16 protein-coding genes are annotated in these 16,574 nt (G+C 65.2%); 7 read left to right on the top strand and 9 right to left on the bottom strand.

The annotated features are described in order from the left end of the window. The first annotated feature begins 30 nt into the window (after nt 1–30). The 5 genes from lptB to DDF70_RS03770 all read left to right on the top strand — a co-directional run bounded on the left by lptB (nt 31) and on the right by DDF70_RS03770 (nt 5,955). Entirely contained in the window at nt 31–894 is an 864-nt protein-coding gene (gene lptB, locus DDF70_RS03790; RefSeq protein ID WP_114943523.1) for an LPS export ABC transporter ATP-binding protein, read from the top strand. A 202-nt stretch (nt 895–1,096) separates the two neighbouring features. After that, nucleotides 1,097–2,521 (top strand): RNA polymerase factor sigma-54, encoded by a 1,425-nt coding sequence (rpoN, locus tag DDF70_RS03785; RefSeq protein ID WP_114943638.1) that lies wholly within the window; start codon nt 1,097–1,099, stop codon nt 2,519–2,521. A gap of 114 nt (nt 2,522–2,635) precedes the next feature. After that, entirely contained in the window at nt 2,636–3,214 is a 579-nt protein-coding gene (gene hpf, locus DDF70_RS03780) for a ribosome hibernation-promoting factor, HPF/YfiA family (protein ID WP_114943522.1), read from the top strand. Nucleotides 3,215–3,297: 83 nt separating this feature from the next. Continuing rightward, nucleotides 3,298–3,756 carry a PTS IIA-like nitrogen regulatory protein PtsN gene (gene ptsN / locus DDF70_RS03775; RefSeq protein ID WP_114943521.1) on the top strand — a complete coding sequence of 153 codons (459 nt, stop codon included), beginning with the start codon at nt 3,298–3,300 and terminating at the stop codon, nt 3,754–3,756. Between the two features lie 210 nt (nt 3,757–3,966). Next, a complete protein-coding gene (locus DDF70_RS03770; protein WP_162820205.1) occupies nt 3,967–5,955 on the top strand; it encodes a methyl-accepting chemotaxis protein in 1,989 nt (662 codons plus the stop codon). A gap of 188 nt (nt 5,956–6,143) precedes the next feature. On the opposite strand, the gene DDF70_RS03765 is transcribed toward DDF70_RS03770, so the two are convergent. From DDF70_RS03765 to DDF70_RS03730, 7 genes are all read right to left on the bottom strand, one after another. Then, nucleotides 6,144–6,869, bottom strand: a complete 726-nt coding sequence (locus tag DDF70_RS03765; protein ID WP_114943519.1) for an SIMPL domain-containing protein — start codon at nt 6,867–6,869, stop codon at nt 6,144–6,146. Nucleotides 6,870–6,959: 90 nt separating this feature from the next. Further along, nucleotides 6,960–8,051 (bottom strand): polyamine ABC transporter substrate-binding protein, encoded by a 1,092-nt coding sequence (locus DDF70_RS03760; RefSeq protein ID WP_114943518.1) that lies wholly within the window; start codon nt 8,049–8,051, stop codon nt 6,960–6,962. A 99-nt stretch (nt 8,052–8,150) separates the two neighbouring features. Continuing rightward, nucleotides 8,151–9,305: an aminotransferase gene (locus tag DDF70_RS03755; protein WP_114943517.1), complete on the bottom strand. Its 1,155-nt coding sequence runs from the start codon at nt 9,303–9,305 to the stop codon at nt 8,151–8,153. 174 nt (nt 9,306–9,479) lie between these two features. After that, nucleotides 9,480–9,986: a L,D-transpeptidase gene (locus DDF70_RS03750; RefSeq protein WP_114943516.1), complete on the bottom strand. Its 507-nt coding sequence runs from the start codon at nt 9,984–9,986 to the stop codon at nt 9,480–9,482. Between the two features lie 240 nt (nt 9,987–10,226). After that, entirely contained in the window at nt 10,227–12,185 is a 1,959-nt protein-coding gene (gene acs, locus DDF70_RS03745) for an acetate--CoA ligase (RefSeq protein WP_114943515.1), read from the bottom strand. A 519-nt stretch (nt 12,186–12,704) separates the two neighbouring features. Continuing rightward, on the bottom strand, nt 12,705–13,217 hold the full coding sequence (locus tag DDF70_RS03735; protein ID WP_114943637.1) for a response regulator: 513 nt from the start codon (nt 13,215–13,217) through the stop codon (nt 12,705–12,707). A 186-nt stretch (nt 13,218–13,403) separates the two neighbouring features. Further along, entirely contained in the window at nt 13,404–13,664 is a 261-nt protein-coding gene (locus DDF70_RS03730) for a hypothetical protein (protein WP_245435355.1), read from the bottom strand. 326 nt (nt 13,665–13,990) lie between these two features. Between DDF70_RS03730 and DDF70_RS03720 the strand changes: the two genes are divergently transcribed. Both DDF70_RS03720 and DDF70_RS03715 read left to right on the top strand, forming a co-directional pair. After that, entirely contained in the window at nt 13,991–14,737 is a 747-nt protein-coding gene (locus tag DDF70_RS03720) for a Crp/Fnr family transcriptional regulator (protein ID WP_114943511.1), read from the top strand. Next, nucleotides 14,734–14,976, top strand: a complete 243-nt coding sequence (locus tag DDF70_RS03715; protein ID WP_170316022.1) for a hypothetical protein — start codon at nt 14,734–14,736, stop codon at nt 14,974–14,976. The genes DDF70_RS03720 and DDF70_RS03715 overlap by 4 nt, the downstream gene beginning before the upstream one ends. Nucleotides 14,977–15,036: 60 nt before the next feature. Here DDF70_RS03715 and DDF70_RS03710 read toward each other — a convergent pair whose 3' ends face one another. Then, nucleotides 15,037–15,450, bottom strand: coding sequence for an EVE domain-containing protein (locus tag DDF70_RS03710; RefSeq protein WP_114943510.1), 414 nt, complete (start codon nt 15,448–15,450; stop codon nt 15,037–15,039). 50 nt (nt 15,451–15,500) lie between these two features. Then, a complete protein-coding gene (locus DDF70_RS03705; RefSeq protein ID WP_114943509.1) occupies nt 15,501–16,496 on the bottom strand; it encodes an NAD(P)H-dependent glycerol-3-phosphate dehydrogenase in 996 nt (331 codons plus the stop codon). Between the last annotated feature and the right edge of the window lie 78 nt (nt 16,497–16,574).

Here is a 16,574-nt window from a genome sequence, read left to right as displayed (position 1 = left end):
CGGGGACCTCTCCCGCTTTTTCCCTTTTTCATGATCGACGATGAGCCTGTGAAACCGCTTTTCAACCGTTCTCAATCCGATCCTTCCGATGTGAGCCTCCTGGAACCCCGTTCCGTGGGGGGGAGCCCGCATGTCTTTCACCGCACGGAGAGCGAGGCCGTGTTCGGCGGCCCTGGAATCCTTGCCGTCAAGGGACTCCAGAAGAGCTATCGCGGCCGCACCGTGGTGCAGGATGCGGGCCTGAACGTGCGCGCGGGCGAGGCGGTCGGACTGCTCGGCCCCAACGGCGCCGGCAAGACCACCATCTTCTACATGATCACCGGGCTCGTCGCCGCCGATCGCGGCGTCATCAGCCTGGACGGGCATGAAGTGACCGGCCTGCCCATGTATCGCCGCGCCCGTCTCGGCATCGGCTATCTCCCGCAGGAGGCCTCGATCTTTCGCGGCCTCAACGTGGAGGACAACATCCGGGCGGTGCTCGAGATCGTGGAGCCGAGCCGCAAGGAGCGCGAACGCAAGCTCGATGCGCTCCTTGACGAGTTCAACATCACGCGCCTGCGCAAATCACCCTCCATCGCCCTGTCCGGCGGCGAGCGGCGGCGCTGCGAGATCGCCCGGGCGCTCGCGGGCGAGCCGACCTTCATGCTCCTCGACGAGCCCTTCGCCGGCATCGATCCCATCGCGGTCGGCGACATCCAGAACCTCGTGCGGCACCTGACCCGCCGCGGCATCGGCGTGCTCATCACGGACCACAACGTCCGCGAGACCCTCGGCCTCATCGACCGCGCCTACATCATCCATTCCGGCCGTGTTCTGACGGAGGGCACCCCCGACGCCATCGTGGCGAACGAAGAGGTGCGCCGCCTCTATCTGGGCGAGGATTTCCGGCTCTAGAGCATCGAACGCAAAAGTGGGCACCGGTTTTGCGTGAAAAGATGCGAAGGAAAAAACCAACGGCATCGAACGCAAAAGTGGATTTGCACTCCTGGGGTCGGATCCGCTGCTCCCGGACGATTCGCTTTTGACCTGAGGGCAACGCACGCAGTAAAAATGTCGATGCATGCAAGAAGCATGCCTGACGTTTCCCGGGGCGTTCATGAGTACGATGCAACGGCTGGAGCTTCGCCAGGGCCAGTCCCTGACCATGACCCCCCAGCTCGTTCAATCCATCAAGCTGCTGCAGCTCTCCCATGCGGAGCTCGCGGCCTATGTGGAAGCGGAGCTCGAGCGTAATCCCCTCCTGCAGGAAGGGGAGGCACCGGCCGATGCGCCGGTCCCGAGCCTTGCCGATTTCCTGCGCGCCAAGCAGAAGGCGGAAGCCGCCGGGCCTCGGATCGTCCCCGGTCCGCCACCGTCCCGGGCGGAGGCCGGGTCGGCATCGACCGGCCAAGCGGCGGGCGCGAGCCATAGTGAACTCAAGCCCGAAATGGGCGACAGGCTTGCCCGTACTGCCAGCCTGAGCGAGCATCTGGAGGCCCAGCTCGATCTCGCCACGGCCGATCCCAAACTGCGCCTGCTCGGCGAGCACCTGATCCACACGCTCGACGAGGCCGGGTACCTGACCGAGGATCTGGCCGAGCTGGCCGGCCGGCTCCGGGTCACCCCCGAGGAGGCCGAGGGGGCCTTGAGGCTGATCCAGACCTTTGAGCCGGCCGGCGTCGGCGCCCGCAATCTCGCCGAATGCCTCGCCATTCAGCTGCGCGAGCGCGACCGTCTCGACCCGGCCATGCAGGCGCTCCTGACCCACCTCCACCTCGTCGCCCGCCAGGATTTCGCGGCGTTGAGAAGGGTCTGCGGCGTCGATCAGGAGGATCTCGCCGACATGCTGGCCGAAATTCGCCGCCTGGAGCCCAAGCCGGGGCTGGCCTTCACGCCCACAGCCATCGACGTGCTCGTGCCCGAAGTCCTGGTTCGCACTGCCCCGGACGGCAGTCTCCATGTCGAATTGAACCCGGATACCCTACCTCGCATCCTGCTCAACCGCTCCTATTACGCGGAAGTCGCGAAAGTGGTGCGCAAGGACGAGGACAAGAGCTTCCTCTCCGACTGCATGCAGACCGCGAGCTGGCTGACCCGCAGCCTGGACCAGCGCGCCAGGACGATCCTGAAGGTCGCCGCCGAGATCGTCCGCCAGCAGGAGGAGTTCTTCCGCCAGGGTGTGTCGGCCCTGCGCCCCATGACGCTCAGGAGCGTGGCGGAGGCCATCGGCATGCATGAATCCACCATCTCGCGGGTGGTGGCGAACAAGGCGATCGGAACCGAGCGCGGCACTCATCCGATGAAGTTCTTCTTCGGCGCCGCCACCGGTGAAGGCGAGCATTCGGCCAAAGCGGTCCGGCATCGAATCAGCCAGCTGATTGCGGCGGAAGGCCCCGGCAACGTGCTCTCCGATGAGGCAATTGCCCAGAAATTGAGATCGGACGGGATCCAGGTCGCCCGGCGCACGGTCGCGAAATACCGGGAGGCCCTTCGCATTCCCTCTTCGGCGGATCGACGCCGAAAGCATAGGATCGAAGCCTGAACTGTCGGGTTCCCGCCATTTCAAGGCTTGCATTGGGCCCCATTCGGATCATCATCGGCTCCATGCGCCCAGAAGGATCGCAGCGAAGCGACGGCGCAAGAGGAGGAGAACGCGATGACGTTGAGGGTGTCGGGGAAGAATCTCGATATCGGCGAGGCCCTTCGATCTCAGGTTCAGGACCGGGTGGCCGGTGCGCTCTCGAAATATTTCGACGGAGGCTATTCCGGCCATGTGACCGTCACCCGCGACGGCACCGGCTATCGGACAGACTGCGTGCTCCACCTGACCTCGGGCATGACCCTGGAGGCCTCGGGGGCTGCCCAGGACGCCTATGCCAGCTTCGATCAGACGGCAGGCCGGATCGAGAACCGCCTGCGCCGCTACAAGCAGCGGCTCAAGGGGCGGTCCGGTCCTTCGAATGGCCGGGCGGGCGACAGTATCGAGATGGCTTATTCCGTCCTGGAAGCTCCCGGGGATGATTGGGGCGACGAGGAAGCCTATCACCCGATGGTGATCGCCGAGACCACGAAGCCCCTTCACAGGCTCTCCGTCAGCGACGCCGTGATGCAGCTCGATCTCACAGGAGCGGCCGCTCTCGTGTTCATCCACGCTAGCACCGGCCGCACGAACGTCGTATACCGCCGCGGCGACGGAGCGATCGGTTGGGTCGATCCGCCGCTAGCACAGCCTTGAGGGGAACTACCTCTTCTTGGCCCGGTTCTTGCGTGGAACGGTGAGAGGCCTTCCAGGCTTCACATCATAATGCAGCGTGATCGATGCCTTTGCTGGATTTTCTAGACCCTCGGGCCGTTCTGCCCGCCTTGCGCGTCAACGGCAAAAAGCAGGCCCTTCAGGAACTGGCCTCCCAGGCGGCCCTCCTTACGGGTCTTACCGACGACGCCATCTACGAGGCTCTCCTGCAGCGCGAGCGCCTCGGCTCGACCGGGATCGGCGAGGGCATTGCCATTCCTCACGGCAAGCTGCCGGGCCTGACCCGCATCTTCGGCCTTGTGGCGAGGCTTGAGAAACCCGTCGATTTCGAAGCCCTCGACGGTCAACCCGTCGACGTGCTCTTCCTGCTTCTGGCGCCCGAAGGGGCCGGAGCCGACCACCTGAAGGCTCTGGCGCGGGTCGCTCGCGTCCTGCGCGAGCCCGGATTGATCGAACGGGTGCGGGCCACGCGGGACGCCACGGCGCTTTACGCCATCATGACGGAGCTGCCGAAGGCCGCCTGAGTCGAATCGTGTGCGGATTTTTGACCTAACGTAAATCTCTCTTTAACGCCTCCGCCGCAATCCTGCCGCAAAGTCCTCGAGCATCGGACTCAAAAGTGGATCTGCACTTTTGGGATCGATCCGATGCTCTATCCCTTTGAGCAGCGCATCGTTCAAGCGGAAAACCGGGACCACTTTTCCGCACGATGCGCTAAAGAGGGATTCGGGGGAATGTCGTCTCTTGCTCGTTTGAGGCGGCCGTCGGTGCGGGTGCGTGTCGCCACGTTGAGTGGCGTCATGGTGCTCGGCTTCGCGGTCATCGGTGCCGTGTTCCAGGCAGGCCGCCATGAGGTCGATCAGGCGCTGTCGGCGCAGCAGACTTATTCGGCCCTGGCCGAGAAGGCCAACCAGTTCCGGGGCAGGGCCGATGCCCTGAAGGTCACGGCCGGAGAATGGACGGCAAGCCGCCTCGGCCATCATGGTCAGGCCTTTATGGATCAGCACAAGGTTCTTGCCGGGCAGCTCGACGAGATGAGCGCGGCCCCCGGGGCCGGTTTGATCGAGCCCGAGATCGAGGCGCTGAAGCAGCATTCGGCGACCCTGATCGGCCAGGGCACCGCCCTCGACAAGCTCTATGCGGCTGTCGGCTCCAAGCCGGACGAGGGGGCCCAGGGTCGCCTTCTCCGCGCTGAATCGAATCTGGAAAAGCTGGTGCGTCCGCTGACGGGCAGCGGCGAGACCATCGTCTGGCGCCTCTGGGCCGCCATGCTCGGCATGTTCAACCAGGAGGCCCGCGCCCGCATCCTGCTCGAAGAAAGCATCCTGGGCGCCTTCGAGGTCGAGCAGGGGCGGTTCACCCGTGCCCTGGCCCAGTTCTCCGGCGACCCGAAGGACAAGGCGGCGATCGAATCCGCAAGCGTCTCGTTCCAGGAGGCCTTTCACGCCTGGAGCGAGCTGGAGCAGCAGGTTTCCGGCCAGGGCGAGAAGCTGATGGGCCAGTTCGATCTGCTCGTCCCGGTTCTCGATCAGCTCCTGACCAAGGTGCGGGCCGAGGCGCACAAGACGGAAGAGCAGCTCACCGCCTCGCAGAACCGCACCTTCACCCTGATCCTCTGGGCCATGGGCGCCACGCTCCTGTTCGGCCTGGTTCTCAACGTCCTCGTCGGCCGCTCGATTTCCCTGCCCCTGACCCGCCTCCAGCAGGCCATGCGGCGGTTGGCGGACGGCGACGCGGCGAGCGAGATCCCCTCCACCGACGCCACCGACGAAATCGGCGCCATGGCCCGCACGGTCCTGGTCTTCCGCGACAATGCCCGCGAGCGCGAGCGGCTGACGCAGGAACGCGAGGGCATGGCGGCCGTCGACGCCGAACGGGCTCACAGGATTTCCGACGCGATCATGGCCTTCGACACGTCGGTCGAGCAGATCCTCGCGGAGGTCCGGCAGGTCACGGGCGATCTCGCCAAGGCGTCCGGGCAGCTGGAGGGATCGGCCAATCACGTCACCCAGCAGGCGCAGATCGCCGGCGCCGCCTCCACCCGCACGGCGCACAACATGTCGGCAGTGGCGAGCGCCGCGGACGAGCTCGATGCGTCGCTGGCCGAGGTGGCGGCCCAGACCAACGCCTCCGCTCAGGCGTCCGAGCGGGCGGTGGCGGAGGCGCGCGGCGCTTCCAACAGCATGTCGACCCTCTCGACGGCCACGTCCCAGATCGGCGAAGTGGCGAACCTCATCCGCTCCATCGCGGCGCAGACCAATCTGCTCGCGCTCAACGCCACCATCGAGGCGGCCCGCGCGGGAGAGGCCGGCAAGGGCTTTGCCGTGGTAGCGTCGGAAGTGAAGGACCTCGCCGGCCAGACCGCCAAGGCGACCGAGGAGATCGCCCGGCAGATCGAGGCCGTGCAGGCTGCATCGCGCGAGACCCTGGTGGCGCTCGGCACCGTGCAGGCCTCCGTCGAGGATCTGGCAGGCGTCGTGTCCACCGTGGCCGGAACGGTAAGCCAGCAGACGGCGGCCGTGTCCGAGATCGCCCGGTCCGTGGCCCAGGTATCCACGGAAGCCCAGGCCGGCACCTCCGCCATCGAGACGACGCAGGGCGTCGCCTCCCAGTCGCTCGAAGCGGCCAGGGGCGTGGCTGATCTCTCGGTCCTGCTGGAAAGCCAGGCCCAGCGCCTCGGCGCCGAAATCGGCCAGTTCCTACAGAGCGTGAGGGCGGCTTGAAGCCCACCATGGACGGCCGGGCTCCCCCAAAGTCCGGTTCATGAAGGGACACTGACCAGAGCCCTCATCCTGAGGAGGCCGTCAGGCCGTCTCGAAGGACGAGGGCGTCTCCCGTGCTCTCTGGACGATCCTTCGAGACGCAGCTGCGCTGCTCCTCAGGATGAGGAAGAGCTTGATAAGGCGGGCCCTCAAGGCTTCCCGGCCATCTCCCAGACGAGCTGCACATTCGCCGTGTAGCGGATCGTCGCCGGGGGCACGATCGGGACCGATTCCGCCCCCTTGGCCATCGCCATGGACATGCGCATGTCGGGCTGCGGCTCGAAGGGCTGTGCCGAGCCGTCCCGGATTTCAAGCAGGCGGCCCAGGGAAACACCGGCTGCGGCGGCATAGACTTCCGCCTGGCGGCGGGCGTCGCGCACGGCGGCCTCGCGGGCCTTGTCGCCGCCTTCTTCCTGCCTGTCGAGGCCGAAGGTCACCGACTGGAAGGTCATGTCGCCACTGGCCAGGATCTCGCCGGCCAGACGCCCGACGCCGTCGAGATCGCGGGTGGTGATCCTCAGCTGATGGTTGGCCGAGAATTTCGGCGTCTTGATCTCCTTGCCGTCCGGGCCGACCTGCGGCGGCGTCTGGAAGACCTGGAAGTTCGCGGTCCGGATGTCCTCCCGCTTGATGCCGAGCCCCTGGATGCGGGCGAGAACCCGCTCGGTCGCCGTGTTGTTGGCGGCAGTTGCCTGCGCCACGGTGTCGGCCTGCGTCGCCACCGTCACATGGATGCGGGCGAAGTCCGGCTTCAGCTCCGCCTCACCGGTTCCCATGACGCTGATCGTCGGCTCGCGCTGCGCGGGAGCAGGGGCCTGAGCGAAGGCCGGAACGGCAAGACAGAGGCTCAAGGCGGCGAGGAGGGGCAGGCGCATGGTCGAATCGTCCTTCCGAAACGACTGCTCCGCCCTGATGGCGGAGCAGCGAATGGTGATAATGATTCACGACCGAACCTGAGCGGCGGATTAACGGCCGGTCTTCACCTTGGTCCAGAGGCGGGTGACGGTGCGCTGCGAGCGCTCGTCATAGGCCGTGTTGGTGAAGAGGCGCTTCATGGTGGCCTCGTCCGGATAGATGCCGGGATTGTCGAGGATCGCCTTGTCGATATGCTGCTTGGCCGCGAGGTTGCCGGACGCATAGGACACGAAGTTCGAGTTCATGGCGGCGATTTCGGGCTTCATCATGAAATTGATGAACTCGTGCGCCTCGGCCACGTTCTTGGCATCGGCCGGAATCGCGAAGCTGTCGAACCACATCAGCGCGCCCTCGCGCGGGATGACGTAGCCGACCTCGACGCCGTTCTTGGCTTCCGCGGCGCGGTTCTTGGCCTGGATCATGTCGCCCGAATAGCCGACCGCCACGCAGATGTCGCCGTTGGCGAGCGCGTTGATGTATTCGGACGAGTGGAACTTCTGGATGTTGCCGCGGATGCGGAACAGGGCGTCGCCCGCCTTGTTCAGGTCCTCGGCGCGCTTGGAATCCGGGTTGAGGCCGAGATAGGCCAGCACGCCGGGGAAGAGGTCCTCGGGGCTGTCGAGCATGTAGATGCCGCAGGCCTTCAGCTTGGAGGCGATCTCCGGCTTCATCACCAGGTCCCAGGTGTTGAGCGGCATGTCGGCCCCGAGAATCTCCTTCACCTTCTTCACGTTGAGGCCGATGCCGGTGGTGCCCCACATGTAGTTGACGGCATATTGGTTGCCCGGGTCGAACACGCCGAGACGCTGCGTCACCTCCGGCCATTGGTTCGAGAGGTTCGGCAGCTGCGCCTTGTCGAGCTTCTGGAACACCTTGGCGCCGATCAGGCGCTGCAGGAACGGGCCCGAGGGCACCACGATGTCGTAGCCGGACTTGCCGGCCAGCAGCTTGGTCTCGACGATCTCGTTGTTGTCGTAGGTGTCGTAGACCACCTTGATGCCGGTCTGTTTCGTGAACTCGTCCAGCGCCTTCGGATCCACGTAATCGGACCAGTTGTAGACGTTGACCGCGCGCTCCTGGGCGGCGGCAGCGGCGGTGACAAGACCGAGGGTCAGAGCAACCGAAGCGAGAAGACGGAACATCAGGGGTGGGGCTCCTTGGGGTCAGAGTGCGAACGGTGGCAGGCTAGGAAATTCTCGAGAAAGAAACAATGTCCAAGTTGTTGGCAGGCCGGACGGATTTCAGGCGGCTCTCCTGATCGCCTTGGCCAGCCGCTCCAGCCCGGCATCGAGGGTCGCATCCTTCTTGGCGAAGCAGAAGCGCACCACGTTCTTGACCGCGCCCTCCGCATAGAAGGCCGAGACCGGGATCGCCGCGACCCCATGCTCCAGCACGAGGCGTCGGCAGAAGGCGACGTCGTCTGTCTCGCCCAGGGATGCAATGTCGATATTGACGAAATAGGTGCCCTGGCTCGGGATCACGTCGAAGCCCAGGGTCCGCAATCCATCGGTGAAGCGGTCGCGGCTGCGGGCGAAATTTTTGCGCATGCCCTCGAAATAGGCGTCGTCCTTGGCCAAGCCGTAGGCCACGGCATGCTGCAGGTTCGGCGCCGTCGTGAAGGCGAGGAACTGGTGCGACTTCGCCAGCACCTTCAGGATGTGGGGCGCCGCAGCCACGAAGCCGACCTTCCAGCCCGTGAGGCTGAAGATCTTGCCGGCCGAGCCGATCTTCACCGAGCGGTCGCGCATGCCCTCCAGCCCCAGGACCGGCTGGTGCTTGCGGCCGTCGAAGACCACGTGCTCCCAGACCTCGTCGGAAATCGCGATGGCGTCGAACTTCCGGCAGAATTCCGCAAGCAGGTTCAAATCCTCGTTCGAGAACACGGTCGCGGTCGGGTTGAGCGGGTTGTTGAACACCACTGCCTTGGTCTTGGGCGAGAAGGCCTTGGCGAGCGCTTCTTCGGTCAGGCGGAAATGCGGCGGCTGCAGGGTGACGAATTTCGGCACGCCGCCGGCCAGCCGCACGAGCGGCAGATAGGCGTCGTACATGGGCTCGAACAGCACCACCTCGTCGCCCGGCTCCACGATGCCGAGGATCGCGCCGGCGAGGGCTTCCGTCGCGCCCGATGTCACCATCACTTCGGTGTTCGCGTCGAGATCGACGCCCTGCCAATGCTTGTAATGGGTCGCGATGGCGGAGCGCAGTTCCGGGATGCCCATCATCGACGGATACTGGTTGTAGCCGTTGAGCACCGCATCCGCCGCCGCCCGCCGCACGTCCTCGGGGCCGGGATCGTCCGGAAAGCCCTGGCCGAGATTGATCGCCCCGGTCTCCCGGGCAAGGCTCGACATGACTTCGAAAACGGTGGTGGGCAGGTTGGCGAACAGTCGGTTCATGCCGCTCTCTCGTTGGTGATGGCCGTGGCGTCGAGGAGTTTCGTACCACGGAGCGAGCGTAGATCGAACCGGCTTTCTCAACAAACCAGGCTTTTGCGGCCCGCAGCTTGCTCTCAGTTCTTGGTCTTGCGCATCTTTCACGCAAAACCGGTTCCCACTTTTGCGTTCGATGCGCTAGCGCTCAACCACCACCCTGGTCCCCACGCTCACCTGCTCGTAAAGGTCGACGATGTCCTCGTTGAGCATGCGGATGCAGCCGTAGGACGCATAAGTTCCGATGGAGCTCGGGCGGTTGGTACCGTGGATGGCGTATTCGTCGAGATCGAGGGTCAGCGCCCGTGCGCCCATGGGGTTGTTCGGGGCGCCGCCGGGGATCACGTCGGGCAGGCGCGGGTTGTCGCGCTTGACCTCGGCGGGCGGGGCCCAGGCGGGGCGGACATATTTGCCGTCGATCCGCGCCTCGCCGAACCACTGCTTGCCGGGCTTGCCGACTGCCACCCGGTAGCGCAACGCGGTTCCGTCACCGCGCACGTAATAGAGCCGCCGCTCGCCGGTCTTGATCACGATGGTGCCGGGCGACACGCGCCCCTCGAAAGGCACGATCTCGCGGGCGGACGCGACCGTTGCGGTGAAAACGGTCCCGACGATGGCCACGATGGCGAATGCGGCGCGCGCACCCATGTCCCGAACCCTCCTGCGAGTGATGCACGAGGGTGAGACGCGAAAGATAAGGCTACGGTTCCGCGGGAGGGATGCACCAATGTCATCCCCGGCGAGCCGCAGACGAGGGAAGGGGATCCACGATCACGCGCAACGCTATGGATCCCCTTCCCGCACTTCGTGCGCCGGGGATGACAGCGTGGCGTCTCACCGTATCGGGATGGCCGGCACAAGGCCGGCCATGACGGGGAGGCCGGCGGCTCACGCCGCGCGCGTGCGCTTGTTCTGCCGGTTGTCGATCAGGTCGTCGACGACGCCGGGATCGGCGAGCGTCGAGGTGTCGCCGAGCGAGCCGAACTCGTCCTCGGCGATCTTGCGCAGGATGCGGCGCATGATCTTGCCCGAGCGGGTCTTCGGCAGGCCGGGGGCGAACTGGATCAGGTCCGGCGAGGCGATCGGGCCGATCTCCTTGCGCACCCAGGCCACCAGCTCCTTGCGCAGCTCCTCGGACGGTTCCTCGCCGGCCATCAGCGTCACATAGGCGTAGATGCCCTGGCCCTTGATGTCGTGCGGGTAGCCCACCACGGCGGCCTCCGAGACCTTCGGATGCGCCACGAGTGCGGATTCCACCTCCGCCGTGCCCATGCGGTGGCCGGACACGTTGATCACGTCGTCCACGCGACCGGTGATCCAGTAATAGCCGTCCGCATCGCGCCGGCAGCCGTCGCCGGTGAAGTATTTTCCGGGATAGGTCGAGAAGTAGGTCTGCACGAAGCGCTCATGGTCGCCATAGACCGTGCGCATCTGGCCCGGCCAGGAATCGGCGATCACGAGGTTGCCTTCGGTCGCGCCCTCCAGCACCTTGCCGTCCGCGTCCACGATCTGCGGCTTCACGCCGAAGAACGGCCGCGTGGCGGAGCCGGGCTTGAGCTTCGTGGCGCCGGGCAGCGGCGTGATCAGGATGCCGCCGGTTTCCGTCTGCCACCAGGTGTCGACGATCGGGCAGCGGTCGTCGCCGACCACGCGATGGTACCATTCCCAGGCTTCAGGATTGATCGGCTCGCCGACGCTGCCTAAGAGACGCAGCGACTTGCGCGAGGTCTTCTTCACCGGTTCCTCGCCCGCCTGCATGAGCGAGCGGATCGCCGTCGGCGCGGTGTAGAAGATGTTGACCTGGTGCTTGTCGATCACGTCCCAGAAGCGGGAGATCGTCGGATAGGTCGGCACGCCCTCGAACATCAGGGTCGTGGCGCCGTTCGCCAGCGGCCCGTAGACGATGTAGGAATGGCCCGTCACCCAACCCACGTCGGCGGTGCACCAATAGACGTCGCCGTCGTGGTAATCGAACACGTATTGGTGCGTCATCGCCGTGTAGACGAGATAGCCGCCCGTGGTGTGCAGCACGCCCTTCGGGGTGCCGGTGCTCCCCGAGGTGTAGAGGATGAAGAGCGGGTCCTCGGCGTTCATCTCCTCAACGGGGCACTCGTCGGAGACGATCTCGGCGGCCTCGTGGTAATAGACGTCCCGGCCCGGCACCATGTTGACGGGAGAACCCGTGCGGCGCACGACGAGCACGTGGTCGACCACGCCCGGCCCGACGGTCTCGAGCGCCGCGTCGACGTTCACCTTCAGCGGCACCTTGCGGCCGCCGCGCAGGCCCTCGTCGGCCGTGACGATGAAGGCGGATTTGGCGTCCTGGATGCGGCTGGCGAGCGAATCCGGCGAGAAGCCGCCGAACACCACCGAGTGGATGGCGCCGAGCCGCGCGCAAGCCAGCATGGCATAGGCCGCTTCCGGGATCATCGGCATGTAGATCGTCACCCGGTCGCCCTTGGCGACGCCGCGGTTGCGCATGATGTTGGCCATGCGGCAGACTTCGTCGTGCAGCTCGCGGTAGGTGATCTTCTTCGACTCGGACGGATCGTCGCCTTCCCAGATGATGGCGACCTGATCGCCCCGGGTGTGGAGATGCCGGTCGATGCAGTTATAGGCCACGTTGGTGACGCCGTCCTCGAACCAGCGGATCGCCACGTTGTCGGGGCCGAAATTGGTGTTCTTGATCCGGGTCGGCTGCTTGAACCAGTCGATGCGCCGGGCTTCCTCCGCCCAGAACGCCTCCGGGTCCCTGACCGAGGCCTCGTACTTCGCCCGGTAGCCCGCATCGTCCAGATAGGCCCGATGCCGCCACTCCGCCGGCACGTCGTAGATCTTCTCGTCCATGGCGCTTCTCCCAGATGCTCCCATGATGGATTTAGAGCTAGGTTTACGGAAGAAGAGAGGGGACGGGCAAGCCGAACGATGGTCGGACTTTGGTCGCTGCTTCTTTGGGGAATGAGAGCGGCGCCAAAGGTAATGTTTTCGAAACTATGTTGCAATAACCCGGATGGCGCCCTAACCTTTATTATCAAGATCAGGTGGGGCATGCGATTTGCCGTTTACTCTTTGATGGGTATCGTCAGTGGCGGCCTAATCGGTGCTGCTGGCGGATTCCTTGGTTGGCTTGAGTACGTCAGATTCAGGAAGGTCGACGGTGTGGCTGTTGCCCTCGGGGCCGCCTATTTCGGATTTTATCTCATGCTGATCCTAGGCACGTTTGGTGCCGCCATCGGCGTTTGGTGCGCGTGGCTGCAGCGCAAACAGAACCGCTCAGCAGCGACTTCTTAAACCCCGCCCATCCGGCACACGACGGCCCATTCGTCGTCCCGCTCCGCCGATCGGCGATTCGCTTTCCCCCCGATCCTAATCCTCGGGCTCGGGAAGCGGCTGTGCGAGACCTCCCGCGGTGCCGGTGCCGGTGTGGGGCGGGCTGATTTCGATCGCGGAGGGCAGCACCGGGATCGGGGCTTCAGCGGGGATCTCGAGTTGGTCCGGCGGCAGCACCGACCGCACGGCGGCCACGAGATCCGCCGGCCTGTACGGCTTGGGGATGAACAGCACGCCCGGGGGAAGCTCGCCCGGCCCGGGGCTCAGCCGGCCCGAGGTCACCACGATCCCGATATCGGGCCACGCCTGCCTCACCACCCGGGCCAGCGTGAAGCCATCCAGCGAACCGGGCATTTCCACGTCGGTCACGAGGGCTCGAACGTCGGCTGTCGCCTCGAGCACGATCAGGGCCTCATCGGCATCGACCGCCTCGACGACCTTGAAGCGGCCCTCGTCCCGAAGCACATCCGCGGCCAACATGCGAACGAGAGTCTCGTCCTCGACCAGGAGGACGACCGCCGGCTGCGGGCCGTCTCGATGGGTGTTCATGGTCAACCCTGTCTCTCCATCCGCACTCAGACAGGAGTGCTGGGGCGCTCAGGGCTGGGTGGCTTCACGCCAAAGCCTGCCGGGCGAACCACGGCGGCTGAACCTTTCTATAGTCTCCCATTGCGCTACGACATAGCGCAATCCCGCCGCGGCCCGAAAAACCTTCGGGATCTGATCGTCCGTGGTTTACGCGGCCTTGGCGCTCAGGATCCGTCCGACCCAGGCTCCGGCGTCTTCCGGCGTTCTGAACAGGGGCGCGTCCCGGACATTGCACTTGCCGAATCCGGCTTCCAGGTGCCACCAGCCCTTCTGCTCAGGGTCGTGATACGTCCCGTCGAGGCGCACGAACACGGCAGCGAGCTGACGATCCGCGAGGACGAGCATGCCATCGGTATCGTGACCGTCGATGAGCACCCGCATGGGTGCGAATGAGATGTCGAGGAGCAAAACCTTCTTCGTCCATATCGGGGCGAAGGTCAGCTGCGAAATGGCCTACACCCGGGAAAACAAGGCCGTCTTTATCGCTCATCCGGCCCGGACGGTCATTCAATCAGGTGTGGCGGGGCCGATAACACAGGTTGGTCCCGGTTGCGGCAAAGCAGCCGGGCGAAGGCGGGGGGGGGCGACGCGCAAAGTAATTCCCGAAAAGTAACATAGGTTTGCGACAGTCTCCCATTTGTGTGGAACTGTAATTCTATTATCAGCCAATGATTATGGGCGCTGGTGACTGAGAGATGCGATGTGCTCCCGCCTGCAAATGAGGGAGCGGCGTCATGCACTCACCCTTTCACCCTGACTACAATCCGATGATCCGCAAGATGGAGAGCGTCTTCGATCTCTCGGACGATGAGCGGCAGGCCCTGCAAGACTTGCCCATGCAGGTGGCGGTGATCAGGGCCGACCAGGACATCGTGCGCGAGGGGGATCGTCCCTCCCGGAGCTGCCTGATCCTGAGCGGCTTTGCCTGCGTCTACAAGATGACCGCGCAAGGCAAGCGCCAGATCGTCTCGTTCACCATCGCCGGCGACATTCCCGATCTCCAGAGCCTCCACCTGAAAGTGCTCGACAACAGCGTGGCCACGCTGAGCCCGTGCCGCGTGGGGTTCATCACCCATGAGGACCTGCACGACCTTTGCTCCCGCTATCCCCGCATCACGTCCGCCTTCTGGCGTGAGACCCTCATCGACGCGGCCATCTTTCGCGAATGGGTGATGAATGTCGGCCGGCGCGAAGGCGTGAGCCGCATGGCTCACGTCCTGTGCGAGCTGATCGTGCGCCTGAAGGCGGTGGGACTGGTCGATGATCATGCCTGCGACCTGCCGATCACCCAGAGCGAGTTCGCCGATGCGCTCGGCTTCACCACGGTCCACGTCAACCGGATTCTCCAGCAGATGCGGGCTGACAACCTGATCGACCTGAAGGGCGACCGGCTGAACGTTCCCGACTGGAGCAGGTTGAAGGAAGTGGGTGAGTTCGATCCGACCTATCTTCACCTGGACAATGATCAGGCTGCCGCATGACCCTCATCCTTCAGCCGTTGCGTGTTGCGACAGAATTCGACGAAGAAGGCGCTCTGGTTCTCGATGAGAAACGGCGGCTGGTGGCCGTCCTGGTTCATCTCTCGGACAAAAACGAGGTCGCTCCCGGACAATGGTACCTGGAGGCGGGCTTCGGCCCCGTCCAGGGAGTCGCACCGCCGACTTTCGCCGATCTGGACATGGCCCAGAACTGGATCCGCCGGCGTCTCGCGAGTTCATGATGGCGTCTTCAGGCTGACCGCGCTTCCGGTTCCGGACACTCCGATGCGGGAGTGGAGGCGCTACAATCCGCCCATCCGGCACACGATGGCCCATTCCTCGTCCGTCACCAGCTGCACCGAGAGGCGGGAATTGTTGACCAGGATCATCTTTTCGAGGCCCGGCTCCTTCTTGATCTCATCGAGAGTCATCGGGCGCTTGAACGGCTTCACGGCCTTGATGTCCACCATGCCGAACTTGCCCGTCTCGTCCGTGTGGTCGGGGTAATATTCCCGGATCACCTCGACGATGCCGACGACGGCCTTGCCTTCGTTCGAGTGATAGAAGAAGCCCTGCTCGCCCTTTTTCATCGCCATCAGGTTCTGCTTGGCGACATGGTTGCGCACGCCGTTCCAGTGGGTGCCTTTCGCGCCCTCTGCAACCTGCTGGTCCCAGGACCAGACGGAGGGTTCGGACTTATAGAGCCAGTGGGCCATGATTTGCTTACCCCTTCGGTTGCAGCGCGAAATCTTCTACGGGTTTCGCTTCAATGCTCGGATTTGATCGGCCGGTTCATCAGCGCGTCGACCGCCTGATCGAGGCTCCACGCGCCGGACAGGACCTGCTCGACCGCTTCCGCGATCGGCATGTCGACGTTTTTCGCCCGCGCCAGCGCCACGAGAGCGCTCGCGGTGGCGGCGCCTTCCACCAGCTTGCCGCCGGCGGCTTCCTCGACGCTCATGCCCTGGCCGAGGCGCTGGCCGAAGGCGAAGTTGCGGGAATGGGCCGACGAGCAGGTGAGCACCAGGTCGCCGAGGCCTGAGAGCCCCATCAGGGTCTCGGCCTTAGCCCCATAGGCGCGGGCGAAGCGCAGGAGCTCCGCGAAGCCGCGGGCGATGAGAGCCGCCTTGGCGCTCTCGCCGAGACCTTTTCCGGCCACGGCCCCGCAGGCGATGGCGAGCACGTTCTTGGCCGCCCCGCCGATCTCGACGCCGCGCAGATCGGTGCGGTGATAGACGCGAAGGGTCGGGCCTGACAGCGCGGTCGCAAGCTCCTCGGCGAGGGCCGCATTCCGGCAGGCCAGCGTCACGGCGGTGGGCAGGCCGCGCGCCACGTCGTCGGCGAAGCTGGGACCCGAGAGCACCCCGACGGGCGCGCCGGGGCGCACGGCCTCCACGACGTCGCAGAGAAAAGCCCTGCTCTCCCGCTCGATCCCCTTGGCGCAGAGCACCAGGGGCGTTGCAGGCGGCAACACGGACGCCAAAGCCGCGCTCATCTCGCGCGTGGTCTGCGCGGGCGTGACGAGCAGCACGGCGCGAGCGGACGCGAGATCGGCGAGATCGGCGGTCGGCCGGATGCGGTCATGAAGTTTCACGCCGGGCAGGAACCGCTCGTTGGCGCGCGCCGCCGCCAGGGCCGCCGCATGCTCGGGCGAGCGCATCCAGAGCACCACGTCGTTGCCTGCGATGGCTGCGGCATTAGCGAGCGCCGTTCCCCAGGCGCCGGCTCCGGCGATGCCGATGGTTTGGGCATGCGTGGTCATGTCATGCTCCGGTTCACTTCTCCCAAAGAGCGAAGTGATGAGCTCTCCGATTCCACCCCCTCCACGTCATCACCGGCC

Source organism: Microvirga calopogonii, assembly GCF_003347665.1.
GTDB lineage: Bacteria > Pseudomonadota > Alphaproteobacteria > Rhizobiales > Beijerinckiaceae > Microvirga > Microvirga calopogonii.
This window is presented reverse-complemented; position numbering and strand designations above follow the sequence as displayed.